This is a genomic window from Paracoccus versutus (assembly GCF_000763885.1).
Lineage (GTDB): Bacteria > Pseudomonadota > Alphaproteobacteria > Rhodobacterales > Rhodobacteraceae > Paracoccus > Paracoccus versutus.
Genome location: NZ_JRKO01000055.1, coordinates 1 through 26,099, shown reverse-complemented (window position 1 = coordinate 26,099; position 26,099 = coordinate 1). Strand labels below are relative to the sequence as shown.

Below are 26,099 nucleotides of genomic sequence, written 5' to 3'. Positions count from 1 at the left end.
GAACCGCATCCCGCCATGCTGGACATCCCATTCTGGAAGCGTCTGCTGATCCTGGGGCTCGTCGCCCTGGGTCTGCTCTATGCCATGCCGAACCTGTTCTACAGCCGGGTCGAGCAGCATAACGACGCCGTCACCGCCGCCGAACGCAACGGGTTCGAATCCCAGGAAGACGCCGCCGCCCGCGCCGGCTGGCCCGACTGGCTGCCCTCGGGGCTGGTCAACCTGGGCCTGGACCTGCGCGGCGGCGCCCATCTTCTGGGCGAGGTACATGTCCGGGATGTCTACAAGGCGCGCATGGATGCGCTTTGGCCCGAGCTGCGCGACGCGCTGGCGGCGCAGCGCGACGTGGTGGGCGCCGTCCGCCGCGTCCAGGCGCCCGAGGGGCAGCTGGCGGTCGAGATCGGCAATCCCGACCAGATGGCCAAGGCGGTCGAGATCGCCCGCGGCCTTGCCGTGCCCGTCACCTCGCTGACCGGCGCGGGGCAAAGCGACCTGGCGATCTCGGCCTCGGGCAACCGGCTTACCGTGCAGCTTTCGGATGCGGAAAAGGCCGCGACCGACGACCGCACCGTGCAGCAGAGCCTCGAGATCATCCGCCGCCGCATCGACGAGGTCGGCACGCGCGAGCCGACGATCATGCGCCAGGGCAAGGACCGCATCCTGATCCAGGTGCCCGGCATCGGCTCGGCCGAGGAGCTGAAGCAGCTGATCGGCACCACGGCGAAGCTGACCTTCAACCCGGTGGTCAGCCGCACCGCCGACGCCAATGCCCGCCCCGGCACCGGCAATGTGCTGCTGCCCTCGATGGACGAGCCCGGCGTCTATTACGTGATCGAGGAAAGCCCGGTCGTCACCGGCGAGGATCTGACCGACGCCCGGCCCAGCTTCGACCAGAACGGCGCGCCGGCGGTCGATTTCCGCTTCGGCCCCTCGGGCGCCAAGCGGTTCGGGGCCTATACCTCGGCCAATATCGGCCAGCCCTTCGCCATCGTGCTGGACAACCAGGTGATCTCGGCCCCGGTGATCCGGCAGGCGATCACCACCGGCTCGGGCCAGATCTCGGGCGCGATGAACGTGGACGAATCGACCCGGCTGGCCGTGCTGCTGCGCGCGGGCGCCCTGCCGGCCGAGATGACCTTCCTGGAAGAACGCACCATCGGCCCGGAGCTGGGGCAGGATTCGATCGACGCCGGCCGGCTGTCCTCGATCATCGCCACGGTCGCCGTGGTGGCCTATATGGTCGCAAGCTACGGGCTGTTCGGCGTCTTCGCCTCGATCGCGGTGATCGTCAACGTCATCCTGATCCTGTCGGTCATGTCGATGATGGGGGCGACGCTGACGCTTCCCGGCATCGCCGGCATCGTGCTGACCGTCGGCACGGCGGTGGATGCCAACGTCATCATCTACGAACGCATCCGCGAGGAACTGCGCGCCGGCAAGCGCATCGTCAAGGCCATCGACGACGGCTTCAGCGAGGCGATGTCGGCGATCATCGACGCCAACGTCACCAGCTTCATCGCCGCCGCGGTGATGTTCTTCCTGGGCTCGGGTCCGGTCAAGGGCTTCGCGGTCACGCTGACCATCGGCCTTGTCACCTCGGTCTTTACCGCGATCTACCTGACGCGGCTGATGATCGTGTTCTGGCTGGAATGGCGCAAGCCCAAAGAACTGATCTTGTAAGGGAGCAGGACCATGGCATTTCGTCTGAAACTCGTTCCCGACAACACCGCCTTCAACTTCTTCCGCTGGCAATGGCTGAGCTTCGGCGTCTCGGCCGCGGCCATGGTCGGATCGGTCCTGCTGCTGCTGGTGATGGGGCTGAACTTCGGCATCGACTTCAAGGGCGGCACCACCATCCGCACCGAAAGCCCGACCGCCTTCGAGGTCGGCGACTATCGCCAGGCGATGAGCGATCTGGACCTGGGCGATGTCTCGATCACCGAGGTCTTCGACCCCGCCTTCGGCACCACCAAGCATGTCGCCATGATCCGCATCGGCACGACCGACGAGACCGGATCGGTCACGCCCGAGCAGTTGAACGAGATCGAGGCGGCGCTGAAGACCGTCGACCCGCAGGTGGTCTTTGCCGCGGTGGAATCGGTCGGGCCCAAGGTCTCTGGCGAGCTGATCAAGACCGCCCTCTATGCGGTGGGTGCCGCGACCATCGGCATCATGTTCTATATCTGGCTGCGCTTCGAATGGCAGTTCGCGCTGGGGGCGGTGATCTCGCTGATCCATGACGTGCTGCTGACGGTCGGGCTGTTCTCGCTGTTCCAGCTGCGCTTCGACCTGACCACCATCGCGGCGCTGCTGACCACGCTGGGTTTTTCGTGCAACGATACGGTCGTGGTCTTCGACCGGCTGCGCGAGAACCTGATCAAGTACAAGACGCGGCCGCTGCTCGACCTGATGAACCTGACCTGCAACGAGACGCTGTCGCGCACCATCATGACGGCGGTGACGACCGCCATCGCGCTGACCGCCATGCTGATCTTTGGCGGCGACGTGATCCGCGACTTCGTCATCGCCATGCTCTGGGGCGTGATCGTGGGCTGCTATTCGACGATCTATGTCGCCAAGAACATCGTGCTGTGGCTGGGCGTCAAGCGCGACTGGTCCAAGCCCGATCCCAAGGAAAAGGCGCCGGGCGAGGACATTCCCGCCGCTTTCCGGGACGCGCCCTGATGCCGATGATGGTGCCGACGGAATTTTCCGGGGCCGTGCCGGTGGACGGCTACGGCCCCGGCTTCTTTCGCGTCGGCGGCGTGGTGCATCATGGCGGGGTGATCGTCACCGCCGCGGGCGTGCAGCCCTGGGGCGGGCTGGATGACCGCGCGCCCCTGCTGGCGCTGGCCGGCCAGGTGGACGTGCTTTTCCTGGGCATGGGGGCCGAGATAGCCTTTCCGCCCCGCGACCTGACCGCGGCGCTGGACGCCGCGGGGGTGATGGCCGAGCCGATGAACTCGCCCTCGGCCGCGCGCAGCTACAACGTCACGCTGTCCGAAGGCCGGCGCGTGGCCTGCGCGCTGATCCCGCTATGAGCCTGCTCGCGGTCCGCGACCTGGCCGTGGCGCGGGGCGGGCTGCGTGCCGTCGAGGGCGTCAGCTTCAACCTGGAGGCCGGCGGCGCGCTGGTGCTGCGCGGGCCGAACGGCGTCGGCAAGACCACGCTTCTGCGCACGCTGGCCGGGCTGCAGCCGCTGGTCGCCGGCGTGATCGAGGCCGCGCCCGACGCCATCGCCTATGCCGGCCATTCCGACGGGCTGAAGCCGGCGCTGACCGCGGCCGAGAACCTGCGCTTCTGGTCCGAGATCTTCGGCGGCCATGACATCGCCGGAGCGCTGGAGGCGATGAACCTGCGCGACCTGGCCGAGCGCCCGGCGCATGCGCTTTCCGCCGGGCAGAAGCGGCGGCTGGGGCTGGCGCGGCTGATGGTGACGGGGCGTCCGGTCTGGCTGCTGGACGAGCCGACGGTATCGCTGGACCGCGATTCGGTGGCGCTGTTCGCCGGGATGCTGCGCGCCCATCTGGGGCGGGGCGGGGCGGCGGTGATCGCCACTCATATCGAACTGGGCTTGCCCGAGGCCGAGATCCTGGAGCTTGGCCCCTATCGCGCCACCCGCACGCGCCGCGAATCGCGGCCGGCCGGTTTCAACGAGGTATTCGGATGAGGGCGTCCAAATGAGGATGCGCGGATGAAGGCGCTGCTGATCCGCGACCTGCGGCTGGCCACCCGCGCCGGCGGCGGCTTCGGCTTGGCGCTGGCGTTCTTCCTGATCGTCTGCACGCTGGTCCCCTTCGGCGTCGGCCCCGAGGGCGGCCAGCTTTCGCGCATCGCGCCGGGCATCCTGTGGGTCGGGGCGCTGCTCTCGTGCCTGCTGTCGCTCGACCGCATCTTTGCGCTGGATTTCGAGGATGGCAGCCTGGACCTGCTGGCCACGGCGCCCCTGCCGCTGGAGGGGACGGTGGCGATCAAGGCCTTCGCGCATTGGCTGGTGACGGGCCTGCCGCTGGCGCTGTCGGCGCCGGTCTTCGGGCTGCTTTTGCACCTGCCGGGGCCGGCCTATCCCTGGCTGGTCGCCTCGCTGATGCTGGGCACGCCGGCGCTGTCGATGCTGGGGGCCTTCGGCGCGGCGGTGACGGTGGGGCTGCGTCGCGGCGGGCTGCTGATGTCGCTGCTGGTGCTGCCGCTCTACGTGCCGACGCTGATCTTCGGGGCCGAGGCGGTGCGGCGCGGTGCCGCAGGGGCCGATCCGGTGACGCCTTTGGTCTTCCTGGCGGCGATCACGCTGGCCACATTGGCCCTGGCGCCCTTTGCCGCAGCCGCTGCGCTGCGTGTCAATCTGCGGTGAATGCGACCACTGGCCACTTGAGCGGGCGACGCGCCCGATTTAGGAAGCGAACATGTCAATCTGGGAATATGCCAACCCCGTCAAGTTCATGCGCACCTCGGGCGCCGTGCTGCCCTGGGTGGCCGCGGCGGCGGCGGTCTGCACCGTGGCGGGGCTGGTCTGGGGCTTTCTGACGCCCCAGGACTACAAGCAGGGATCGACGGTCAAGATCATCTTCCTGCACGTCCCCGCCGCGCTGATGGCGATCAACATCTGGCTGATGATGCTGGTGACTTCGCTGATCTGGCTGGTCCGGCGCCACCACGTCAGCGCGCTGGCCGCCAAGGCCGCGGCGCCCGTCGGCGCGGTGATGACGCTGATCGCGCTGATCACCGGGGCGATCTGGGGCCAGCCGATGTGGGGGACGTGGTGGGAATGGGATCCGCGGCTGACCTCGTTCCTGATCCTGTTCCTGTTCTATCTGGGCTACATGGCGCTATGGGGGGCGGTCGAGAATCCCGACAGCGCCGCCGACCTGACCGGGGTTCTGTGCCTCGTGGGCTCGGTCTTTGCGCTGCTGTCGCGCTATGCGGTGAACTTCTGGAACCAGGGGCTGCACCAGGGCGCCTCGCTGTCCATGGCGCCGGGCGAGCGGATGTCGGCGGTCTATCGCTATCCGCTCTACCTGACCATGGCGGGGTTCTTCCTGCTGTTCCTGGCGCTTTTGCTGGTCCGCACCCGGACCGAGATCCGCCGCCGCCGCCTGGCGGCCCTGCTGGCAAGGGAGAATCGCGCATGACCGAACTTGGCAAATATGCCGGGACCGTCCTGGCGGCCTATGGCGCAAGCCTGGTGCTGCTGGTCGGCATCGTCGTCCAAACCGTGCTGGCCAATGCCCGCGCCCGCCGCGAATTGCAGGAGCATGAGCGCCGTGGCTAGGATCTCGCCGATGATGCTGTTGCCGGTGGCGGTGTTTGCCGGTTTCGCCGGGCTTTCCGGCTGGGCGCTGCTGCGCGACGATCCCGACGCGCTGCCCTCGGCCATGATCGGGCGCGAGGCGCCTTCGGTCGGCGAGACCACGCTGCCCGGCAAGGTGCAGCTGACCGACGAGATGCTGCGCCAGCCGGGGGTGAAGCTGGTGAACTTCTGGGCCAGCTGGTGCCCGCCATGCCGCGCCGAGCATCCGACGCTGACCGAGCTTTCGGCCAAGCTGCCGGTCTATGGCGTCGACCTGAAGGATCCCGAGGGCGCCGCGCTGGGGTTCCTGTCCGAGCATGGCGACCCCTATCACGCGCTTGCCACCGATCCGCGCGGGCGGGTGGCGATCGACTGGGGCGTGACCGCGCCGCCCGAGACCTTCATCATCGACGGCTCGGGCCGCATCCTTTACCGCTATGCCGGGCCGCTGGTGCGCGAGGATTACACCAACCGCTTCCTGCCCGAGCTGGAGAAGGCGCTGGCGGCCGAGTGACGGCACCGCCGGGCCGGCTGCGGCCTTGCATGGGTATTTTCGGAACGAAGAAGCCGGGGGAGACCGGCGGCGCCGGCGCACGCCGCGCGCCGTCGCATGAGTATTTGGAAAACGGTGAAGGCGGCGGGCCGACGAGGCTTTCCAAGCCTTTCTCCGGGCGCTAAGACGGCCGGGCTTGCAAGAGGGCCGCCATGTCGCAGAACCAGACGACCATCGCTCCGCAACCCGGCATCATGGAGATCTCGCTTTACGAGGGCGGGGCCTCGAAGGTGGCGGGGGTCGAGAATGTCGTGAAGCTTTCCTCGAACGAGAACCCCTTCGGGCCGTCGGACAAGGCGCGCGAGGCGGTGATCCGCGCCGCCCATGCGCTGCACCGCTATCCCAATACCGACCATGCCGGGCTGCGCGCCGCCATCGGCGAGGTGCATGGGCTGGACCCTGATCGCATCATCTGCGGCGTCGGCTCGGACGAGATCATCCATTTCCTGTGCCAGGCCTATGCCGGGCCGGGGACCGAGGTGCTGTTCACCGAGCATGGTTTCCTGATGTATCGCATCTCGGCCCATGCCGCCGGGGCGACCCCGGTGCAGGTGGCCGAACGCGACCGGGTGACGGATGTGGACGCGCTGATCGCCGGGGCGAGCGAGCGCACGCGGCTGATCTTCGTCGCCAATCCCAACAACCCGACCGGCACCATGATCGGCCTGCCGGAGCTGGAGCGGCTGGCCCGCGCCGTGCCGCAGGCGATCCTGGTGGTCGATGCGGCCTATGCCGAATATGTCGAGGATTACGACGGCGGCGCCGAGCTGGCGAGCCGGCTGCCCAACGTGTTCATGACCCGGACCTTCTCGAAGATCTACGGGCTGGGCGGGCTGCGCGTCGGCTGGGGTTACGGTCCGCGCGAGATCGTCGATGTGCTGAACCGCATCCGCGGCCCCTTCAACCTGTCCAATGTCGCGCTGGAGGGGGCCGAGGCCGCCATGCGCGACCGCGAGCATATCGCCCGCTGCCAGGCCGAGAATGCCCGCATGCGCGCCTGGCTGGCCGAGGCGCTGGCCGAGAAGGGCGTGCCCTCGGACACCTCCTGCGCGAATTTCATCCTGGCGCGTTTTGCCGATGTCGAGACCGCGGGGGCCTGCGACGAATATCTGAAGGCGCAGGGGCTGATCGTGCGCCGCGTCGCCGGCTACGGCCTGCCGCATTGCCTGCGCATCACCGTGGGCGACGAGGCGTCCTGCCGGCGCGTGGCCCATGTCATCGGCCAGTTCATGGCCGAGCGCGCGGGAAGCCGCTGATGGCCGCGATCTATGACCGGGTGGCGCTGATCGGGCTGGGGCTGATCGCCGGCTCGATGTCGCTGGCCATGCGCGAGGCGGGGCTGGCGCGCGAGGTGGTGGGCCATGCCCGCAGCCCCGAGACCCGCGCCGTCGCGCGCGAGATCGGGCTGGTCGACCGCGTGGCCGAGAGTGCGGCCGAGGCGGTGGCGGGGGCCGACCTGGTGGTGCTGGCCGTGCCGGTGGGCGCCATGGGCGCGGTCGCGGCCGAGATCGCGCCGCATCTGAAGCCCGGCGCGACCGTGACCGACGTGGGCTCGGTCAAGCAGGCGGTGATCGAGGCGGTGGCGCCGCATATCCCCGCGGGCGTGCATTTCATCCCCGGCCATCCGCTGGCCGGGACCGAGCATTCCGGCCCCCGTTCGGGCTTTGCCGCGCTGTTTCGCAACCGCTGGTGGCTGCTGACCCCCGCCCCGGACAGCGATCCGGCAGCGGTCGAGCGGCTGTCGGCGCTGATCCGCGCCATGGGCGCCAATGTCGAGGCGATGGACGCCGCCCATCACGACCTGGTGCTGGCTGTGACCAGCCATACGCCGCATCTGATCGCCTATACCATGGTGGGGGTGGCCGATCACCTCAAGCGCGTCACCGAAAGCGAGGTCATCAAGTATTCGGCGGCGGGTTTTCGGGACTTCACCCGCATCGCCGCCTCGGACCCGACCATGTGGCGCGACGTGTTCCTGCAGAACAAGGAGGCGGTGCTGGACATCCTGGGCCGCTTTACCGAGGAGCTTTTCGTGCTGCAGCGCGCGATCCGCATGGGCGACGGGGCGCATCTGCACGATTACTTCACCCGCACGCGGGCGATCCGGCGCGGCATCATCGAGGCCGGGCAGGACACCGCGGCACCGGATTTCGGCCGCAGCCTGGCGGCGGGCGAGACGCCCAAGCCCTAGCAGGCTGCTGAAAAAGTCCTTGCGACAGGACAGCGTGGGCGGGGAACCGGGAAATCCGCCTCAACTTTGCCGAAAACACCCCATTTCCGGGCCGATATTCGCTGGATCCAGAACGATTTCCGCTGCGTCGCCCTCTCAAAATCCTTTTTCAGCAGCCTGCTAGCGGCCCGGAAAGGCCGGGGCCGGGCCCAGCACCATCGGGCCAAGGCTCGTCCTGCCCTCGGCGAAGCTGAGCGGCAGGCGCAATTCGCCCTCGGCCGGGGGCGGGAAATCCTGGCCCGCATCCTCGGGCAGCGGCAGGTCCGAGATGTTCTTGAGCATGGTGCCGGCCAGCGTCACCACCCTGGTCGGGATCAGTCCCGCCGTGGCCGCGGCCTGCAACAGCGCCTCGGCGTCCCTGGTGTAAAGCACCAGCCGGCCCTGGGCGTGCCCTTGGGCATCGGCCTCGATTCGGCCCAGGATGCGGGCCTGCACCGTGCCCAGGCGCAATTCGGCATCGTCGAGCCGCAGCCCCACCGGCAGCGGTGCCCGGTCGGGGTCCAGCGTCGCCGGACGGGGCAGGGCGTCCAGCCAGACCCGGCCGGTGGCGGCCAGGCTGAGCCGGCCGGGCAGGGGCAGGGTCGCGAACAGGCCGGGTTCCAGATCGTCCAGGTCCAGCTCCAGGTCATAGGCGGCCGCGGCGGCCTCCGGCGCATCGGCGTCGAGGTCGCGCTGCACGGCATCGGCGTGCAGCCGCGTGGCGAGCGCCGCGCCCTCGACCGTCAGCGGGCCGGCCTCGATCCCGGCCGAGGCCATGGCCAGCCCGTTCAGCGGCTGCACGCGCAGCCGGGCGGCGGCATCGCCGAGCCCCAGCGCCACGGGGCCCGAGCCGGGGTCCAGCGTCGCGCCGGGCGGCAGGGCCAGCCGCAGCTCCGTGGGCCGCAGCGGGCTGAGCCAAAGCTCGGCCTGCGGCAGTTCGACGCGGCCGAGGTCGGTCTGCATTCCCAGCGCCGAGGCGCGCACTCCGATCCGGCCCGGCTCGCGCAGTTCCTGCACCGCGCCCAGTTCGGCCGCGGGTTGTCCGGCCGCGATCCGGCGCAGCTGCTGCGCCATCAGGCTTTCACCGCCTAGCCACAGGCCGCCCAGGATCAGGGCAAGAACGATCAGGGGGGCAAGCAATCGGCGCATCCGGTCCTCGGGGTTTTCATGGCGTCTTGGAACGCCGGCCCTGCTGTCCTAAGTTTTTCCTGACCGAATTATCTAGGGCACCGGGGTAAAGAATGGGTGAACGGCCGGAGCATTGGGTCTTTGCCTATGGCTCTTTGATGTGGGATCCGGGCTTTCCCGTGGCCGAGATGGTGCCCGCGACGCTGGACGGCTATGCCCGCAGCTTCTGCCTGCGCTCGATCGTCTATCGCGGCACCAGCGAGACGCCGGGGCTGGTCCTGGGGCTGGAGGCCGATCCGGGGGCGCATTGCCGGGGCCTGGCGCTGCGCGTGGCCGAGCCGGACTGGGAAGAGACGCTGTCCGGCCTGCGCGCGCGCGAGCTGACCACCAACGCCTATGCCGAGCTTTTCCTGCCGCTGGCGCTGGACGACGGCCGCGGCGTCGAGGCGATCGCCTATGTGATCCGGCGCGATCACGACCAATATGCCGGCCCGCTGGAGCTGCACGAACAGGCCCGCATCATCGCCGTGGCGCAGGGCGGGCGGGGGCCGAACGCGGATTACCTGTTCAACACCGCCCGGCACCTGGCGCAGATGGGCATCGAGGACCAGGCCCTGGACGAGCTGGCGCGGCAGGTCCGCGGGCTGTTGCATCCCGGCGGGGGATAGGCGCGATTTCCCCTGGCGAGGGCGCTTGGCAGGCGCGGGTCCGGCCTCTACAGTCGGCTCGGAAAACAGCAAGGGGGTGGAACTTGTCCCGAACTGACGCCGAACCGCCCGAGGGTCCGCCCGCCGCGCCGGAAGGCCGCCGCTCTCGCGCCGCCCGGCTGGCGGCCACGCGCGACGGGGGGCCGGGCGGGACCGGGCCGTCGCAGCCGCAATTCTCGCAGCCCGTCCGGCAGATCCTGCTGATGCTGATCGTGCTGGTGCTGGTCGTGGCCGGCGCCTGGTTCGCCTATGGCCGCATCCTGTCGATCTTTCACTCGAACGAATACCTGAACGGGCTGATCCTGGCCGTCTTCGTCATGGGCGTGCTGGGCTGTTTCTGGCAGGTGGCCGAGCTGGTCAAATCCGTCAGCTGGATCGAGCGTTTCGCCGCCCGCCGCCGCAATGCCGCAGAACGCGGCGTCAGCGCGGCCGAGCCGGCGGGGCCGGACGATGCGCCGCGGCTGCTGGCGCCCCTGGCCGCGCTGCTGGGCCAGCGCGGGCCGGTGGGCGGGGCGATCTCGACCGAATCCTCGCGCTCGATCCTGGAATCGGTGGCGACGCGGATCGACGAGGCGCGCGACATCACCCGTTACCTCGCGAACCTGCTGATCTTCCTGGGCCTGTTGGGGACGTTCTACGGGCTTGCGACCACGGTGCCGGCCGTGGTGGACACGATCCGCGCGCTTTCGCCCAAGGATGGCGAGACCGGGCTCGAGGTCTTCAACAAGCTGATGACGGGGCTGGAATCGCAGCTGGGCGGCATGGCCACGGCCTTTTCCAGCTCGCTCCTGGGCCTGGCCGGCTCGCTGGTGGTCGGGTTGCTGGAGCTGTTCGTCGCCCATGGCCAGAACCGCTTCTATCGCGAGCTCGAGGAATGGATGTCGGGCTTTACCCGCATCGGCCTGGGCGGCGGCGACGGGCAGGGGCTGGGCGAGGCGGCGCTGGCCGGCTTCATCGAGCGGGTCGAGGCGCAGATGACCGGCCTGCAGGACTTCTACCTGCGCCGCGACGAGTTGCGCGACCAAGAGGCCGCCGCCGCCGACCAGCGCTCGCTGGCGCTGGCCGAGGGGGTGGAGCGGCTGGCCGGGCTGCTGGGGTCGGACCGCGACCGGCTGGGCGAGACGCTGGCCGCCGAGCGCGAGGCGACCGCGCAGGCCCTGGCCGGGGTCGAGCGGGCGATCGGCGGGCTGGCCGAGCCGCGCCGCGACCCGGATCTGGTCGCCGTGCTGGAGCGTCTGGCCGAAGGGCAGGACAGGCTTTCCGCCGAACCGCGCCATGATCCGGCGCTGCCCGCGGTGCTGGAACGGCTGGCCGCGGGCCAGGAGCGGCTGGCGGCGCTGGCCGAGGCGCCGGCGCAACCGGGCTTCGACGGCGCCGTCCTGGGCGAGGCGCTGGAGCGTCTGGCCGAGGGCCAGGCCCGGCTGGCGACGCTTGCCGAAGCCCCCGCGCCCGAGGACGGCCGGCTGGCCCGCGCCCTGGAACGGCTGGCCGAGGGGCAGGAGCGCATCCTGGACCTCGGCGCGCAGCGGCCGGCTGCTGCCGCCGCCGCCGCGGGCGACGATCCCGAGGCGCGGATGCGGCTGCGCTCCATCGACGTGCAGCTTGGCCGGCTGGTCGAGGAAACCGCCAGCGGCCGCGACGGGTTGATCGCCGAATTGCGCAGCGACCTGGCGGCGCTGACCCGCGCGATCCGCAACCTGGAGCGCGGCGATGGGACTTAGCCGGGGCGGCGGCAACCGTTTCTCTGCGACGATCTGGCCGGGATTCGTCGATGCGATGACCGCGCTGCTGATGGTCATGATGTTCGTGCTGACCATCTTCCTGCTGGTGCAATCGGTGCTGCGCGACCAGATCACCACCCAGGACAGCGAGCTGGACCAGCTTGGCCGCCAGGTGGCCGAGCTGTCGGACGCGCTGTCCACCTCGCAGGCGCAGGCGGCCTCGCTGGACCGCGACCTGGCGGCCGAGCGCGACCGGCTGCGGCGTTCCGAACAGGCGGTGGCTTCCGCGCGGGCCGAGATCGACGCACAGACCGAGGCGGCGCGCCTTGCCGCCGCCCGGCGCGAGGCGCTGGAGGCGCTGATCGGCGACCTGCGGCGCCAGAACACCGAAACGCGGCAGCAGCTGGACGAGACCGAGGCCGCGCGGCTGGCCGATGCCGCCGCCGCCGAGGCGCTGCGCGAACGGCTGGCCAGGTCGGATGCGGAACTGGACGCCGCCGCGCTGGAGCTGGAGGCGGCGCGCAAGGAGGCCGAAGAAACCCTGACCCTGCTGGCCGCCGCCGAGGCTGCCAAGAAGCAGCTGGGCGAGCAGGCCGAGGCCCAGGCCAGCGAGGCCGAGAAACAGGCCGCCCTGCTGGCCCTGGCCCGGCAGGAGCTGTCCGAGCAGGAGGCGCTGACGGTCGAGGACCAGCGCCGTCTGGCCGCGCTGAACCAGCAGGTCGCGCGGCTCAACGACCAGCTGGGCAGCCTGCGCGCCGTGCTGGACGCCGCCGGCGACGAGCGCCGCGAGGCCGACCTGCGCGCCGAGGATCTGGGCCGGCAGCTGAACGTCGCCCTGCTGCGCGCCGCCGAAGAGGAGCGCAAGCGCCGCGCGCTGGAGGAGGACGCGCGCAGCAAGGCCGAGGCCGAGGCCAAGGATCTGGCGCGCTATCGCTCGGAGTTCTTCGGCCGGCTGTCGCAGATCCTGGCCGGCCGTGAGGGCGTGCAGGTGGTGGGCGACCGCTTCGTCTTTTCCTCGGAAGTGCTGTTCGCGCCGGGCGAGGCGACGCTGTCGCCCGAAGGCCAGGCGCAGATCGCGCGGGTGGCAGAGATGCTGGGACAGATCTCGGCCGAGATCCCGCCCGAGATCGGCTGGATGATCCGCGTCGACGGCCATACCGACGATGTGCCGCTTTCGGGGCTGGGGCGCTATCGCGACAACTGGGAACTGAGCCAGGCGCGCGCGCTGGCGGTGGTGCGCTACATGGTGGACGATCTGGGCTTTCCGGCAACCCGCCTGGCGCCTGCCGGCTTTGCCGATACCCGCCCGGTGGCGCAGGGCGATACGCCCGAGGCCCGTGCCCGCAATCGCCGCATCGAGCTGAAGCTGACCGAACGCTAGGCGCGTGGCAGGCCGCTGTCAGGCGTCGATGGTGCAGGCCCCGTGCCGGGGCAGCTTTGCCGGGTCAGCTTTCCTGCGGGGCGGGCTCGCGCGGCGGGCGGCCGATGATGTCGCGCAGCGCGTCCAGTTCGATGAAATTGTCTGCCTGCCGGCGCAATTCGTCGGCGATCATCGGCGGCTGGCTGCGCATGGTCGAGACCACCGAGACCCGCACGCCCTGGCGCTGCAGCGCCTCGACCAGCGGCCGGAAGTCGCCGTCGCCGGAAAACAGCACCGCATGATCCAGCCGCGGCGCCAGCTCCATGGCGTTGATGACCAGCTCGACATCCATGTTGCCCTTGACCTTGCGGCGCCCCAGCGCGTCGGTATATTCGCGCGCGGGTTTCGTCACCATGGAATAGCCGTTGTAATGCAGCCAATCGACCAGCGGGCGGATCGGTGAGTAGTCCTCGTTCTCCAGCAATGCCGTATAATAATAGGCGCGGACCAGCTTGCCGCGCCGTTCGAATTCCTGCCGCAGCAGCTTGTAGTCGATGTCGAAGCCCAGCGACTTTGCCGCAGCATAAAGATTCGACCCGTCAATGAACAACGCCAGCCGGTCGTCCTTGTAAAACACGATTCCCCCGAGATGTCTCGAAACCAAAGTCAGAAAGCGAACTTAGTCCTCGTTGCCCTGGGTGCAAACCTGCCTAGTTCGGCAGGTTCGCCCTCGCAGAGCCTGCGTTTCGCCTTGCAAAAGATCTCGCAATTACCGCAGGTTGTGCCGGTGGCCTTCAGCCGCTTCTGGTTTACCCCAGCCTTTCCGGCAGGTTCCGGTCCCGATTATGTGAATGCGGCGGCGTCTTTCCGCTGCGTCATGCCGCCCGAACAACTGCTGCGCGAATTGCACGAAATCGAGGCCGAACTGGGCCGCAGCCGCGACGGCGCGCGCTGGCAGGCCCGCGGACTGGACCTGGACCTGCTGGCCCATGGCGATCTGGTGCTGCCCGATGCCGCCGTGCAGGACCATTGGCGCGGCCTGCCGCCGCAGGAACAACCGCTGCATGCCCCCCAGGGCCTGATCCTGCCCCATCCCCGGATGCAGGACCGCGGCTTCGTCCTGGCACCCCTGGCCGAGATCGCGCCGGACTGGGTGCATCCGCGCCTTGGGCTCAGCGTGGCGCAGATGCTGGCGGCGCTTCCGCCCGAGGCGCTGGCGGGGATGCGGCCCGCAAGTGCTTGACATTTCCGTCGCGGGCGCCCAAATATCCGGCCTCGCCCCCTGCACCCCGATTCCAGCTGATAAGGTTGACCGATGGCCCGCGTTACAGTCGAAGATTGCGTCGATAAGGTTCCGAACCGTTTTGACCTGGTGATGCTGGCGTCCCATCGCGCGCGCGAAATCGCCGCGGGCAGCCCGCTGACCGTCGATCGCGACAATGACAAGAACCCCGTCGTGGCGCTGCGCGAGATCGCCGACGAAACCCAGCCCGTGGACGATCTGCGCGAGCGCATGATCGAGGCGCATCAGACCCAGATCGAGGTCGACGAGCCCGAAGAGGACGCGATGGCCCTGCTGCTGGGCGCCGAGATGGACCGTCCCAAGCCCGCCGACGAGGAATCGGAAGAGCGCATGCTGCGCATGATGCTGGAAGCGCAAGGCAGGAACTGAATCCAAAGGTCTTCGGCCCATCATGATCGACGTCGAAGACCTCATCGCGCTGATCCGCAACTACAACCCGCGCACCAATGCCGAACTGATCCGCGACGCCTATGAATACGGGCGTCGCATGCACGAAGGCCAGTTCCGCCATTCGGGCGAACCCTATTTCACCCATCCCGTCGCCGTCGCCGCCATCCTGACCGAGATGCGGCTGGACGATGCGACCATCGTCACCGCGCTTCTGCACGACACGATCGAGGACACGCGCTCGACCTGGGCCGAGGTGGCGCAGATCTTCGGCCGCGAGATCGCCGACCTGGTCGATGGCGTGACCAAGCTGACCAACCTGCAGCTTTCCGGCGCGCATTCCAAGCAGGCCGAGAATTTTCGCAAGCTTTTCATGGCGATGTCGCGCGATCTTCGCGTGATCTTGGTCAAGCTGGCCGACCGCCTGCACAATATGCGGACGATCAAGTCCATGCGCCCGGACAAGCAGCAGCAAAAGGCGCGCGAGACCATGGACATCTATGCGCCGCTGGCCGGCCGCATGGGCATGCAATGGATGCGCGAGGAGCTGGAAGACCTGGCCTTCAAGGTCATCAACCCCGAGGCGCGCAATTCGATCATCCGCCGCTTCGTCAGCCTGCAGCGCGAATCCGGCGACGTGATCCCCAAGATCACCGCCGACATCCGCGCCGAGCTGGAACGCGAGGGGATCGAGGCCGATGTCTATGGCCGCGCCAAGCGCCCCTTCAGCATCTGGCGCAAGATGCAGGAAAAGCAGCTTTCCTTCTCGCGCCTGTCGGACATCTACGGCTTTCGCATCATCACCCGGACGGAACCCGACTGCTATCGCACGCTGGGCGTGATCCACCACCGCTGGCGCGCGGTGCCGGGCCGGTTCAAGGATTACATCAGCCAGCCCAAGGCGAACGGCTATCGCTCGATCCACACCACCGTCTCGGGGCGCGACGGCAAGCGGGTCGAGGTGCAGATCCGCACCCGCCAGATGCACGAGGTGGCCGAGGCGGGCGTGGCTGCGCATTGGGCCTATCGCGACGGGGTGCGCACCGCGAACCCCTTTGCCGTCGATCCGGGCGAATGGATCGCCAGCCTGACCGAGCGTTTCGGCGAAGAGGATCACGACGAGTTCCTGGAACACGTAAAGCTGGAAATGTATTCCGACCAGGTGTTCTGCTTTACCCCCAAGGGCGATGTGATCCCGCTGCCCAAGGGCGCGACCCCCTTGGATTTCGCCTATGCGATCCATACCCGGCTGGGCTCGTCCTGCGTCGGCGCCAAGGTGGACGGCATCCGCGTGCCGCTGTGGACGCGGCTCAAGAACGGGCAGTCGGTCGAGATCATCGCCGCCTCCGGCCAGCGCCCGCAGGCGACCTGGCTCGACATCGTCGTCACCGGCCGGGCCAAGGCCGCGATCCGCCGCAGCCTGCGGCAAGAGGACCGGACCCGCTTCATCCGGCTGGGATCGGAACTGGTGCGGGTGGCCTTCGAACATGTCGGGCGCAAGGTCAGCGACAAGGCGCTGCGTACCGCGGCCAAGACCATGGCGCTGCCCGACACCGACGAGCTGCTGGCCCGCATCGGCAGCGCCGAGATCTCGGCCCATGACGTGCTGACCACGCTTTACCCCGAACTTGCCGAAAAGCGCAGCGAGATCGACGCCCGTCGCGCAGTCGCGGGGCTGGCGGCCGACCAGGAATTCACCCGCGCCCCCTGCTGCAACCCGCTGCCGGGCGAGCGTATCGTCGGCATCACCTATCGCGGCAAGGGCGTGGTCATCCATGCCATCGACTGCCCGGTCCTGGCCGAGTTCGAGGAAAGCCCCGAACGCTGGGTCGACCTGCATTGGCGCGAAGGCCAGCACCCGGCCGCCTATTCCACCATGCTGTCCCTGACCATCCGCCACGACGCCGGGGTGCTGGGCCGCATCTGCACGCTGATCGGCGCGCAGGGGGCGAATATCTCGGACCTGGAGTTCATCGACCGCAAGCCGGATTTCTATCGCCTGCGGGTCGAGGTCGAGCTGCGCGACCGCGAACATCTGCACACGTTGCTGACCGCGCTGGAAACCGAAAGCGACGTGGCCCAGGTCTCGCGCATCCGCGATCCTTCCGCCCATATAAGCTGAGGCGCGGCCGGCATGTTCAAAAGACGCAAGCCGCTGAGCTATGCTCAAATGTGGACCGAGATGTTCTATCCGCGCTCGGGCTGGAAGCGGGCGTCGAAATACGTGCTGCACCGGCTGCGCCGCCTGCCGGACCAGCCGCATCGGGTAGCGCGCGGCTGGGCCTGCGGCATCTTCATTTCCTTCACGCCCTTCTTCGGCTTTCACTTCATGGGGGCTGCGGCGCTGGCCTGGCTGATCCGCGGCAATATCCTGGCGGCGCTTCTGGGCACCTTCGTCGGCAACCCGCTGACCACGCCCTTCATCGCGCTGACCTCGGTGGGGCTGGGGCGCTGGATGCTGGGGGTCGAGGGCCGCTTTACCCCGCATCTGATCTTTGACGAATTCACCCGCGCCGGCAGCGAGCTGTGGAACAACCTGCTCGCGCCGCTCAGTGCGGAGCGCACGGCGCATTGGGACCAGCTTTTGCAATTCAACGAGCAGATCTTCCTGCCCTATGCTGTGGGGGGCGTGCTGCCCGGAATCGCGGTCTCGGTCGCGGCGCATTACCTGACCGTGCCGCTGATCAAGGCCTATCACCGCCACCGCGAAAAGCAGATGGCCGAGCGCATCGCCCGCGCCAAGGCCCGGCGCGACCGCGAGCTGGCGGAAAAGCGCTAGAAGCCCAGCCGGTCGCGCAGCGAATACCAGCCCATGCCGGCGACCAGCAGCGGCCAGCGCAGCGCCGCACCGCCGGGAAAGGCGGGCGAGGGCAGGGCGGCCATGGTGTCGAACCCCTCGGCCTGCCCCTGAACCGCCTGTGCCATCAGCTTGCCGGCAAGATTGGCCAGCGCCAGCCCATGGCCGGAATAGCCGCTGGCCGACAGGCAATTCGGCGCCGGCCGGGCAAAACAGGGCATGCGGTTCATGGTGATCGCCAGCGTGCCGCCCCAGGCATGGGTCAGCCTGACGTCGGCAAGGCCGGGATAGATCTCCAGCAGCGGCTTCCTGACCTTGGCGGCGATGTCGGCGGGAAAGCGATAGCTGACATTCTCGCCGCCGCCGAAGATCAGCCGCCCCTCGGGGTCGAGCCGCCAGTAGTTCACCACGAACTTGGTGTCATGCACGCCGATGGGTTGGGTCAGCACCTCGGCCGCGCGCGGCCCCAGGGGCTCGGTCGCGACGATGAAATTGTTGATCGGCATGACGCGGGCGGCGACATGGGTGTCCAGATTGCCCAGATAGCCATTGCCCGCCAGGATGACATGGTCGCAGATCACCCGGCCCTTGCCGGTCTGGACGATGCTCTTTTCACCGGCGCGTCGGGCGTGGCGGATGTGGTGGACATGGCTCAACTCGCGGATCTTCGCGCCGGCCGCATCCGCCAGCCGCGCCATGCCGATGGCCAGGTTCAGCGGATGCAGATGCCCCGCGCCATGGTCCAGCTCGCCGGCGACATAGGCGTCCGAGGGCACCAGCGCGCGAAAGGCGTCGCGCTCCAGCGCCTCGATCCGATCATAGCCGTAGTCGCGCGCCAGCCTGTCGATCATGGCGCGGGCATGGTCCAGCTCGGCGGGCTTGCGAAAGGCATGGGCGATGCCACAGGCGACCGGCACCCCGGCGCGCGCCGCCACATCGCGGGTCAGGCGCTTGGCCTCCTCGGCCATGTCCCACAACCGATGCGCCGCCTCGATCCCGGCCATCCGCTCCAGTTCGTCCACCTCCAGCCGCTGCCCCGAGCCGATCTGGCCGCCATTGCGCCCCGAGGCGCCGAAGCCCACGCGATGCGCCTCCAGCACCACCACGTCGCGGCCCGCCTCGGCCAGGTGCAGCGCAGCCGACAAGCCGGTATAGCCGGCGCCCACCACCACGACATCGGCGTGCGCCTCGCCCCGCTGCTTGGGGAAGGCAGGCAGCGGATCGCGGGTCGCGGCATAAAGGCTCGGCGGATACTCCCCCGGCCGATCATTGGAAAACAGCAGGTTCATCCCCTCGGCCTTCTTCGTTGTCCAAATACCCATTCCGACGGCGCGCCAAGGCCAGGCCGTGCCCGGCTCTATACGTTCAGCAGCAGATGCTCGCGCTCCCAGGGGCTGATGACTTGCAGGAACTCCTTGTATTCGTTGCGCTTGACCGCCTGGTAGACGTCGATGAACTCGGCCCCCAGCACCTCGCGCATCGGCGCGCTCTCGTCCATCAGGTCCAGCGCGTCGCCCAGGTTATAGGGCAACTCGTCCTCGGACATATAGGCGTCGCCCAGGCATTCGGCGCGCGGCGCCTCGGCCTCGGCCAGCCCCAGGTAGCCGCAGGCGAGGCTGGCGGCCAGGCCCAGGTAGGGGTTGCAATCCATGCCCGCCAGCCGGTTCTCGACCCGCCGCGATTCCGGTTTCGAGATCGGCACCCGCAGCCCGGTGGTGCGGTTGTCGCGCCCCCATTCCAGGTTGATCGGCGCCGCGAAATCAGGGACATAGCGGCGATAGCTGTTGACATAGGGCGCCAGCAGCGCCACCGCCGCCGGCAGGTGCTTCTGCATCCCGGCGATGAAATGCATGAAGGCCGGCGTCTCGCGGCCCTGCTCGTCGGAAAAGATGTTGCGCCCGTCGCCGATGCCGACGACCGAGTGGTGGATATGCATGGCGCTGCCCGGCTCGCCCTCGATGGGCTTGGCCATGAAGGTGGCGAAGCAGTCGTGGCGCAGCGCCGCCTCGCGGATCAGCCGCTTGAAATAGAAGATCTGGTCGGCCAGGGCGACCGGGTCGCCGTGGTTGAGGTTGATCTCGACCTGGCCGGCGCCGCCTTCCTGCAGGATGCCGTCGATCTCGAAGCCCTGGGCCTCGGCGAAGTCGTAGATGTCGTCGATGACCTTGCCGTATTCGTCCACCGCGGACATGGAATAGGCCTGCTTGGCGGCGGCGCGGCGGCCGGTGCGGCCCATGGGCGGCATGATCGGCTGGTTCGGGTCGATGTTGCGCGCGACCAGGAAGAACTCCATCTCGGGCGCGACGATGGGCCGCCAGCCGCGCTGCCGGTAAAGATCGACCACCCGTTTCAGCACGTTGCGCGGCGCGATGGGCACCGGGTTGCCGGACTGGTCCGAGACGTCGTGGATGACCTGCAAGGTCACGTCCGCCGTCCAGGGCGCCGCCGTCGCGGTCGAGAAATCCGGCGTCAGGATCATGTCCGGCTCGGTGAAGGCGCCCGAGGGGTTGTCGGCCCAATCCCCGGTGATGGTCTGCAGGAAGATCGAGTTCGGCAGGTAGAACCGTTCCTGATGCGCGAATTTCGAGGCGGGCATGGCCTTGCCCCGCGCCACCCCGGCGATGTCGGCGACGATGCATTCCACCTCGTCCAGCCGCCGCCCGGCGACATACTCCTGGGCGGCCTGCGGGGTTTCCTCGATCCAATGCGGTCTCATGCGGCCCCCTGCCGGATTTCTGCGCTGAAGGCGCGCGGCGCCTTGAAGAAGGCCTCGATCCGGTCGGCGATGCCCGGCGATTGCCGCGGGGTGCCCATGCGGGCGCGGGCCTGGTCCAGCAGCGGCTTGGGCACCGCGCCGCGGCCGCGATGCTCGATCAGCCCCTGGATGAAGGCGTCGTCGAACTCGGGGTGGGCCTGCACGGTAAAGGCGCGATCCTCATAGACCAGCGCGGCGTTTTCGCAGAACTCGTTTCGCGCGACGATCTGCGCATCCCTGGGCAGGGCGACGACCTGGTCCTGGTGCCAGGCGTTCAGCGTGACCTTTTCGCCGCCGAAATCGTAGTCATGCGCGCCGACCGCCCAGCCGCCGGGATGCTTCGTCACCGTGCCGCCAAGCGCCTGGGCGATGATCTGGTGGCCGAAGCAGATGCCGACCAGCGGCACATGCCGGGCATAGGCGGTGCGGATGAACTCCTCGAGCGGCGGGATGAAGGGATGATCCTCGTAGACGCCATGGCGCGAGCCGGTCAGAAGCCAGCCCTGGGCCGCGTGGACATCCGGCGGGAACTCCATCCTTTCAACGTGATAGCTGGTAAAATCGAAGCCCCGCCCGGCAAGAAGCCGCTCGAACATGGTGTCATAGTCGCCCAGATCGCCGCGAAGTTCCTCGGGCGATTGGCCGCATTTGAGAATGCCGATACGCATGGTGACTGGCCTGTCGGTTGTTCCCCCTGAAGCTAGTCGGGCGCGGCGCGGCCGGCAAGGGGCTGCTGCGGGCTGCTGCTTCGGTAGGGCTGGCCGTGTGGGCGAGGGCGCGCTAGGCTGCCGGCAAAACCAGCAGAAAGGATCGGCCATGCCCGGACTTCGCCCCGATGTGGACCCCGAGGGATTGCAGGAATTCTCGGTCGTCTTCACCGACCGCTCGCTCAACCACATGTCGCAGAAATTCCAGGGCGTCATGCGCGACATCTCGGCCACGCTGCGCGAGGTCTATGGCGCCGACGCGGTGGCGCTGGTCCCCGGCGGCGGTACCTGCGCCATGGAAGCCGTGGCGCGCCAGTTCGGCCGCGACGCCCATGCGCTGATCGTCAGGAACGGCTTTTTCAGCTATCGCTGGAGCCAGATCTTCGAGGCGGGCGGTTTCGCCCGCCAGACCACGGTGATGATGGCGCGGCCGCAGGGCAACGAGCCCCGCGCCCCCTTTGCCCCCGCCGCCATCGAGGAAGTGGTGGAAAAGATCCGCGACACCCGCCCCGATGCCGTCTTTGCCCCGCATGTCGAGACGGCGGCGGGCATGATCCTGCCCGACGACTATATCAAGGCGCTGGCCGATGCCGCGCATGAGGTGGGCGCGATCATGGTGCTGGACTGCATCGCCTCGGGCGCGATCTGGGTCGACATGCGCCAGACCGGCGTGGACGTGCTGATCTCGGCGCCGCAAAAGGGCTGGTCGGCCTCGCCCTCGACCGGGATGGTGATGCTGTCCCCGCGCGGGATCGAGCGGCTGGAGACCACGGTCAGCGACAGCTTCGCGCTGGACCTGAAGAAATGGCGCGCGATCATGAAGGCCTATGAGGACGGCGGCCATGCCTATCACGCCACGCTGCCGACGGATGCGCTGCTGGGCCTGCGCGATGCGATGGACGAGACGCGCGCCTTCGGCCTCGAGGCGGCGCGCGAGGCGCAATGGCGACTGGGCGACGCGGTGCGCTCGGAGCTGGCGCGGCGCGGGCTGCGCTCGGTCGCGGCCGAGGGATTTGCCGCGCCGGGGGTGGTGGTCTGCCATACCGACGACCCCGAGATCTCGACCGGGCGCAAGTTCCTGGCCGCCGGCTACCAGATCGCCGCGGGCGTGCCCCTGCAGGTCGGCGAGGGCGAGGGATTCCGCAGCTTCCGCATCGGGCTTTTCGGGCTCGACAAGCTCAAGGATGTCGAGGGCACGGTGGCGCGGCTGGTTTCCGCCTTTGACGCGACACTTTGACGCTGCGGGCAGGAAATCGCGGCCGGTCCGGGAACGATCTGCGGGTTTCGGGGTTTGCTTTTCCGAAACCGATACAGCCCTGCGAAAGGACAAGATCATGGCGAACCACGAAGCCACCGCCGATGAACTGAAAGCCAAGGCGCGCGAGGCCGCTGACGATGTAGGCCGCCACGCCAGCCGCGCCGCCGACGAGGCCAGCGCAGCCTATGAGACCGCCCGCGAGAAGGGCGCCGAGCTTTACGAGACCGCGCGCGAGAAAGGCGCCGAATTCGTCGAGGACGCCAAGCGTCGCGGCGCCGAATATGCCGAAACCGTCCGCGAGCGGGGCCATGAATATGCCGAGCGCGCCCGCGACGAAGCCCGCCGGCTTTACCGGCAGGGCGAACGGCAGGCGCATGAGGTCGCGGCCCATGCCGAGGAATATTACGACGAGGTCTCGGGCATGGTGCGGCGCAACCCGGCGCAGGCGCTGGGGATCGCGGCCGGCATCGGCTTCCTGCTGGGCCTGATCATCGCGCGGCGCTGAGTCTCGGCGGATGTTCGACTATACCAGGAAACTCCAGCTCGCCCTGACCGACAGGCTGCGCCGTGCCGGCCTGTCGGCCGGCGCAGGCGCGGCCCTGCTGATCGGGGCGGGGTTCCTGCTTGCTGCGCTGTGGACCTGGCTGGCCGATCACCTGGGCTGGGGGGCGCTTGGCGCCTCGCTGGCGATCGGCCTGGGCTTCGTGCTGGTCGGGCTGGCGGTGATGCTGATGGCGCGCAAGGAACGCCATCCCGTCCCCACCACCGACGAGCTGAAGGCCGAGGTCGAGCAGCGGCTGATGCTGGCCGCCGACATGGCCGTCGAAAAAGCCACCGGCGCCGCGGATGCGGCGTTGGAGCGCGCCTCGCAAAAGGCCGGCCAGCTGATCGACCAGGCCGAGCAGCGGGTGCATTCGCTGACCGACAGCCTGGCCTACAAGGCGGACCGGATGGCCGACCGCGCCGAGGCGAGCGTCTATGGCGCCGCGCGCCGGGCGGGCGAAAGCGCCGTCGGCACGCTGGGCCTGCCGCCCGATACGCTGCGCCGCGTCGCCGGGCAGGTCCAGGGCGCCTCGCAGTCGCGGGCGGCGGCCGTCGCGCCGCTGATCGGCGCCTTTGCGGTGGGGATGACCCTGGCCTCGCGCCTGCAGCACTGGCGCCACCGCGACGAGCCGGACTGGGAAGAGGCCGAGGATTGGAGCGAAGATTCTTATTGAGGATCGTCCCGCAACCCATTGACAACAAAAGACCCCGCTGCCGGCGGGGTCTTTTTTACTGTCGCGTCGGGCGCGCTTGGGCTCAGGCGTTCGCTTCGCGGATCTTGTTGGCGGCATCCTTGTCATAGGTCACGCCGGCCTTGTCGAACAGCTGGTCGAGTTCGCCCGAAAGCGTCATCTCGGTGACGATGTCGCAGCCGCCCACAAATTCGCCCTTGACGTAAAGCTGCGGGATGGTCGGCCAGTCCGAGAAATCCTTGATGCCCTGGCGGATCGTCTCGTCGGCCAGCACGTTCACGTCGCGATACTGGACGTTCATATAATTCAGAACCCCGGCCACGCGGCTTGAAAAGCCGCATTGGGGCATCTCCTTGGTGCCTTTCATGAACAGGACGACATCGTCTGCGTCGATCGTCTCCTGGATTTGCTGGCGTGCATCGGTCATTTCGTCCGGTCCTTGCTGAAGCGCCGCCTGGTCGCGACGCTTGCGGTTGATCTTAGTCGGGTGCCTTGGTGGTCAGCGCAAGGGCATGCAGCGCGCCGTTGGGGCCGTCCATATGGCCCTGCAGCGCCGCATAGACGGCACGTTGCTGCTGAACGCGGTTCTGGCCGCGGAAGCTTTCGTCGATCACCTCGGCGGCATAGTGGTTTCCGTCCCCGGCAAGGTCGGTGATCGTGATCTTGGCATGCGGAAATGCAGCGCGGATCAGGGCTTCAATATCCTGGGCTTCCATCGCCATGGCGGATCCTTTCTTTGTTCTGCAAGATGTAGGGGAAGCCCGCGCGGGCCGCAAGATCGACCGGCCTGCGCAATCACTCCGCCCAGCGGGGGCGGGGCAGATCCACCCGCCGTCCTGCGGGTCCGGTGGCCTTGCTTGCCCGCGGCAGGCGCCGCCGGGATGGCGGCCCATGCCCGGCCTGCGGGCGGATGGAAAAAGGCCGGTCCAGCTTCCTGGCGGCCCCGCCTTGGCTATTGCACCAGGGTCTTGCGATGCTGGGCGTGGCGCACGGCCAGCTTGCGCCCCATCCGGCCCGAGGCCAGAACGCGCGCGCCTGCCGGCGCCTCGTCCTCGGGCCGGTCGCGCAATTCGGGGAAAAGCGCAAAGATCTCGGCCTGGGCCTGGCGGCCGACGGATTTCAGCGCCTCGGGCCCGGTATGAAGCGATTCGGTCTCGGCGCCCTCGGACAGGACGATCTCGTGCTGGTCGAAGAGGAAGTGGAAATATTCCACCGCGGGCAGGTCGTCGGCGATGTCGATGCCCTCGATCTGCAAAAGCTGCTTGGCGGCGACCAGAACCTCGGGCGTGCCGAACATCTTCAGCGCGATCCTGGAGCGCACCAGCACCCGGTGCTGGGGCGAGACGACCAGGTTGCGCAAGGGCAGCCCCTTGCCGAGCGCGCCGGCCCTGATGCGGATCGGGCGCAGATTGGGGCTGGCGTCCAGCGCCTTGCTGCCCAGCACGCGCGAGCCGATCCAGCGCACCGGCTGCAAGCCGTTGTCGCTGGTCACGACCAGCATGCCGGGGGTCAGTTCCTCGACCGGCCGTGGCCCCTGTTCGGTTTCGATCAGCGTTCCGCGGACGAAACAGGGAAAGCAATGCCGGTCGGTGAAGATGCCGTGGTAGTCCAGCTCGTAATTGCCGGCCCCGGCGGGAAACGAGACCGAGACGATGGGCCGCGTGGTCAGCGCCTCGACCTCTTGCAGCGAGGCGCCCTTGGGCGGCGGCATCAGGAAGGTGTTGCCGGCGGTGTCCTGCATGATGCGGACCGGCAGGACCAGCGTCTCCTGGCTGCCGTCGGGATTGGTGAAGGTGACGGCGGTGTTTTTGACGACGAAGGTCGAGTCGACCTTGTAGCTGGCGATATTGCCGTCGCCGTCGGCATCGTGGCGGATCGGCTCGGCCAGAAAGCCGAAGGGGCCGTTGGTGCGGATGATGCCGTCCTGGTCCAGGTCCACGGCGCTGACCTCGACCAGCTGGCGCGACAGCGGGTCCGCCTGCGATCCGAAGCTGGCGCCGGCCAATATGGTGCTGGCCCTTCCTGCGCCGGGGACCAGCTCCCAGGGGTCCATGTCGGGAAGCTTTCCCAGGAAGATCATCTTCTCGCAGTCGGGTCCGGCGGGACCGCAATGATTGTCGCCGGCATGATTGAAAGACATTTTAACACTCACCACTCAGATACGAGCCCCTGCCGGGGGCCGCGTAATCGGTTACCCCGCGTGTCCGGCTTCCAGGCAGACGAAGACCATCGCTGGGATCGGCATTGCCGGCCCCAAGGCCGGGGCGATCCGTCAAGAGCCGCGACGCGCAGTATCGGGCCAACAGGGCGCCGACCAATTTTGTCTAAAAGATATGAGCATCATGACAAGCGGAAAAACTGAACAGTTCTTTTTAAAATCTAAGCAATCCCGGTGGGTTAACGCGCTCCTTGGCGCATATGCCAGCCGAAGGCGGGCTGCGGGATATGCATTCCCGCATCGGCCGGGACGGGCCATCGCGGCAAGGGGGCGATCTGCCGATGGCCAAGGCGCCGTCCCGCGTTCAAGGCGCGGGGCGGCGCGGTCGGGTCATCCTTCAGGCCCCCGCGCCGATGACGATGGTGTCGTAGTCGGTGTCGTGGAGGGTTTCGATCGTCTTGCGGGTCATGTGGGGGCCGTGGTCTGCGTCATGGTCCGGGCCTTTTCGGTTGCGGCGGCGAGGGCGGTCTCGAT

General features: G+C 68.4%; 28 protein-coding genes. 20 read left to right on the top strand and 8 right to left on the bottom strand.

Annotated features, from left to right (window positions below):
- The first annotated feature begins 15 nt into the window (after window positions 1–15).
- From secD to IT40_RS20850, 10 genes are all read left to right on the top strand, one after another.
- A complete protein-coding gene (gene secD, locus IT40_RS20895) occupies window positions 16–1,680 on the top strand; it encodes a protein translocase subunit SecD (protein WP_036759382.1) in 1,665 nt (554 codons plus the stop codon).
- 12 nt (window positions 1,681–1,692) lie between these two features.
- Window positions 1,693–2,685, top strand: coding sequence for a protein translocase subunit SecF (gene secF, locus IT40_RS20890; protein WP_036759380.1), 993 nt, complete (start codon window positions 1,693–1,695; stop codon window positions 2,683–2,685).
- On the top strand, window positions 2,685–3,041 hold the full coding sequence (locus tag IT40_RS20885; protein WP_084197336.1) for an Mth938-like domain-containing protein: 357 nt from the start codon (window positions 2,685–2,687) through the stop codon (window positions 3,039–3,041). The genes secF and IT40_RS20885 overlap by 1 nt, the downstream gene beginning before the upstream one ends.
- Window positions 3,038–3,670, top strand: a complete 633-nt coding sequence (gene ccmA, locus IT40_RS20880; RefSeq protein WP_036759378.1) for a heme ABC exporter ATP-binding protein CcmA — start codon at window positions 3,038–3,040, stop codon at window positions 3,668–3,670. Before IT40_RS20885 ends, ccmA begins: the two co-directional genes overlap by 4 nt.
- A 24-nt stretch (window positions 3,671–3,694) precedes the next feature.
- The gene (ccmB, locus tag IT40_RS20875) at window positions 3,695–4,351 is read left to right on the top strand and encodes a heme exporter protein CcmB (protein WP_036759377.1); all 657 of its coding nucleotides are present in this window, start codon (window positions 3,695–3,697) and stop codon (window positions 4,349–4,351) included.
- A 52-nt stretch (window positions 4,352–4,403) separates the two neighbouring features.
- The gene (locus tag IT40_RS20870; RefSeq protein WP_036759376.1) at window positions 4,404–5,129 is read left to right on the top strand and encodes a heme ABC transporter permease; all 726 of its coding nucleotides are present in this window, start codon (window positions 4,404–4,406) and stop codon (window positions 5,127–5,129) included.
- Window positions 5,126–5,269: a heme exporter protein CcmD gene (gene ccmD, locus IT40_RS20865; protein ID WP_024844546.1), complete on the top strand. Its 144-nt coding sequence runs from the start codon at window positions 5,126–5,128 to the stop codon at window positions 5,267–5,269. Before IT40_RS20870 ends, ccmD begins: the two co-directional genes overlap by 4 nt.
- Before the next feature lie 13 nt (window positions 5,270–5,282).
- Window positions 5,283–5,801, top strand: a complete 519-nt coding sequence (locus IT40_RS20860) for a DsbE family thiol:disulfide interchange protein (protein WP_036759389.1) — start codon at window positions 5,283–5,285, stop codon at window positions 5,799–5,801.
- 191 nt (window positions 5,802–5,992) lie between these two features.
- Window positions 5,993–7,096 (top strand): histidinol-phosphate transaminase, encoded by a 1,104-nt coding sequence (hisC, locus tag IT40_RS20855; RefSeq protein WP_036759374.1) that lies wholly within the window; start codon window positions 5,993–5,995, stop codon window positions 7,094–7,096.
- A complete protein-coding gene (locus IT40_RS20850; protein ID WP_036759372.1) occupies window positions 7,096–8,031 on the top strand; it encodes a prephenate/arogenate dehydrogenase family protein in 936 nt (311 codons plus the stop codon). Before hisC ends, IT40_RS20850 begins: the two co-directional genes overlap by 1 nt.
- A gap of 159 nt (window positions 8,032–8,190) precedes the next feature.
- Here the strand turns inward: IT40_RS20850 and IT40_RS20845 are convergent, their stop codons facing one another.
- Complete coding sequence (locus IT40_RS20845) at window positions 8,191–9,198, bottom strand: DUF2125 domain-containing protein (RefSeq protein ID WP_036759371.1); 1,008 nt, start codon at window positions 9,196–9,198, stop codon at window positions 8,191–8,193.
- A 92-nt stretch (window positions 9,199–9,290) separates the two neighbouring features.
- On the opposite strand from IT40_RS20845, the gene IT40_RS20840 reads away from it, so the two are divergent.
- The 3 genes from IT40_RS20840 (at window position 9,291) to IT40_RS20830 (ending at window position 12,986) form a co-directional block, all read left to right on the top strand.
- Complete coding sequence (locus tag IT40_RS20840) at window positions 9,291–9,845, top strand: gamma-glutamylcyclotransferase (RefSeq protein WP_036759370.1); 555 nt, start codon at window positions 9,291–9,293, stop codon at window positions 9,843–9,845.
- A gap of 83 nt (window positions 9,846–9,928) precedes the next feature.
- Window positions 9,929–11,605 carry a hypothetical protein gene (locus IT40_RS30675; protein WP_036759368.1) on the top strand — a complete coding sequence of 559 codons (1,677 nt, stop codon included), beginning with the start codon at window positions 9,929–9,931 and terminating at the stop codon, window positions 11,603–11,605.
- A complete protein-coding gene (locus IT40_RS20830; protein ID WP_036759366.1) occupies window positions 11,595–12,986 on the top strand; it encodes a peptidoglycan -binding protein in 1,392 nt (463 codons plus the stop codon). Before IT40_RS30675 ends, IT40_RS20830 begins: the two co-directional genes overlap by 11 nt.
- A 64-nt stretch (window positions 12,987–13,050) precedes the next feature.
- Here IT40_RS20830 and IT40_RS20825 read toward each other — a convergent pair whose 3' ends face one another.
- On the bottom strand, window positions 13,051–13,602 hold the full coding sequence (locus IT40_RS20825) for a LabA-like NYN domain-containing protein (protein ID WP_036759365.1): 552 nt from the start codon (window positions 13,600–13,602) through the stop codon (window positions 13,051–13,053).
- A gap of 12 nt (window positions 13,603–13,614) precedes the next feature.
- Here IT40_RS20825 and folK point away from each other — a divergent pair, with 12 nt between their 5' ends.
- The 4 genes from folK (at window position 13,615) to IT40_RS20805 (ending at window position 17,434) form a co-directional block, all read left to right on the top strand.
- Window positions 13,615–14,208 carry a 2-amino-4-hydroxy-6-hydroxymethyldihydropteridine diphosphokinase gene (folK, locus tag IT40_RS27915; protein WP_084197335.1) on the top strand — a complete coding sequence of 198 codons (594 nt, stop codon included), beginning with the start codon at window positions 13,615–13,617 and terminating at the stop codon, window positions 14,206–14,208.
- 72 nt (window positions 14,209–14,280) lie between these two features.
- The gene (gene rpoZ / locus IT40_RS20815; RefSeq protein WP_024844556.1) at window positions 14,281–14,637 is read left to right on the top strand and encodes a DNA-directed RNA polymerase subunit omega; all 357 of its coding nucleotides are present in this window, start codon (window positions 14,281–14,283) and stop codon (window positions 14,635–14,637) included.
- Between the two features lie 22 nt (window positions 14,638–14,659).
- On the top strand, window positions 14,660–16,777 hold the full coding sequence (locus tag IT40_RS20810; RefSeq protein ID WP_036759362.1) for a RelA/SpoT family protein: 2,118 nt from the start codon (window positions 14,660–14,662) through the stop codon (window positions 16,775–16,777).
- A gap of 12 nt (window positions 16,778–16,789) precedes the next feature.
- The gene (locus IT40_RS20805) at window positions 16,790–17,434 is read left to right on the top strand and encodes a DUF2062 domain-containing protein (protein WP_036759361.1); all 645 of its coding nucleotides are present in this window, start codon (window positions 16,790–16,792) and stop codon (window positions 17,432–17,434) included.
- Here IT40_RS20805 and IT40_RS20800 read toward each other — a convergent pair.
- The 3 genes from IT40_RS20800 to IT40_RS20790 form a co-directional block, all read right to left on the bottom strand.
- Complete coding sequence (locus tag IT40_RS20800) at window positions 17,431–18,741, bottom strand: NAD(P)/FAD-dependent oxidoreductase (RefSeq protein WP_036759360.1); 1,311 nt, start codon at window positions 18,739–18,741, stop codon at window positions 17,431–17,433. The two genes, IT40_RS20805 and IT40_RS20800, sit on opposite strands and share 4 nt — an antisense overlap.
- A gap of 68 nt (window positions 18,742–18,809) precedes the next feature.
- The gene (locus IT40_RS20795) at window positions 18,810–20,168 is read right to left on the bottom strand and encodes a glutamine synthetase family protein (RefSeq protein WP_036759358.1); all 1,359 of its coding nucleotides are present in this window, start codon (window positions 20,166–20,168) and stop codon (window positions 18,810–18,812) included.
- Complete coding sequence (locus IT40_RS20790; RefSeq protein WP_036759356.1) at window positions 20,165–20,875, bottom strand: type 1 glutamine amidotransferase; 711 nt, start codon at window positions 20,873–20,875, stop codon at window positions 20,165–20,167. The genes IT40_RS20795 and IT40_RS20790 overlap by 4 nt, the downstream gene beginning before the upstream one ends.
- A 148-nt stretch (window positions 20,876–21,023) precedes the next feature.
- On the opposite strand from IT40_RS20790, the gene IT40_RS20785 reads away from it, so the two are divergent.
- The 3 genes from IT40_RS20785 (at window position 21,024) to IT40_RS20775 (ending at window position 23,389) form a co-directional block, all read left to right on the top strand.
- The gene (locus IT40_RS20785) at window positions 21,024–22,151 is read left to right on the top strand and encodes an aminotransferase class V-fold PLP-dependent enzyme (protein ID WP_036759355.1); all 1,128 of its coding nucleotides are present in this window, start codon (window positions 21,024–21,026) and stop codon (window positions 22,149–22,151) included.
- A gap of 97 nt (window positions 22,152–22,248) precedes the next feature.
- Complete coding sequence (locus IT40_RS20780; RefSeq protein WP_036759354.1) at window positions 22,249–22,677, top strand: ElaB/YgaM/YqjD family protein; 429 nt, start codon at window positions 22,249–22,251, stop codon at window positions 22,675–22,677.
- A gap of 10 nt (window positions 22,678–22,687) precedes the next feature.
- On the top strand, window positions 22,688–23,389 hold the full coding sequence (locus tag IT40_RS20775; RefSeq protein WP_036759353.1) for a hypothetical protein: 702 nt from the start codon (window positions 22,688–22,690) through the stop codon (window positions 23,387–23,389).
- A gap of 82 nt (window positions 23,390–23,471) precedes the next feature.
- Here IT40_RS20775 and grxD read toward each other — a convergent pair whose 3' ends face one another.
- The 3 genes from grxD to IT40_RS27910 form a co-directional block, all read right to left on the bottom strand.
- Window positions 23,472–23,834, bottom strand: a complete 363-nt coding sequence (grxD, locus tag IT40_RS20770; RefSeq protein WP_036759351.1) for a Grx4 family monothiol glutaredoxin — start codon at window positions 23,832–23,834, stop codon at window positions 23,472–23,474.
- A gap of 52 nt (window positions 23,835–23,886) precedes the next feature.
- Window positions 23,887–24,129, bottom strand: a complete 243-nt coding sequence (locus IT40_RS20765; RefSeq protein ID WP_024844566.1) for a BolA/IbaG family iron-sulfur metabolism protein — start codon at window positions 24,127–24,129, stop codon at window positions 23,887–23,889.
- A gap of 230 nt (window positions 24,130–24,359) precedes the next feature.
- The gene (locus IT40_RS27910) at window positions 24,360–25,487 is read right to left on the bottom strand and encodes a Hint domain-containing protein (protein WP_244274044.1); all 1,128 of its coding nucleotides are present in this window, start codon (window positions 25,485–25,487) and stop codon (window positions 24,360–24,362) included.
- Between the last annotated feature and the right edge of the window lie 612 nt (window positions 25,488–26,099).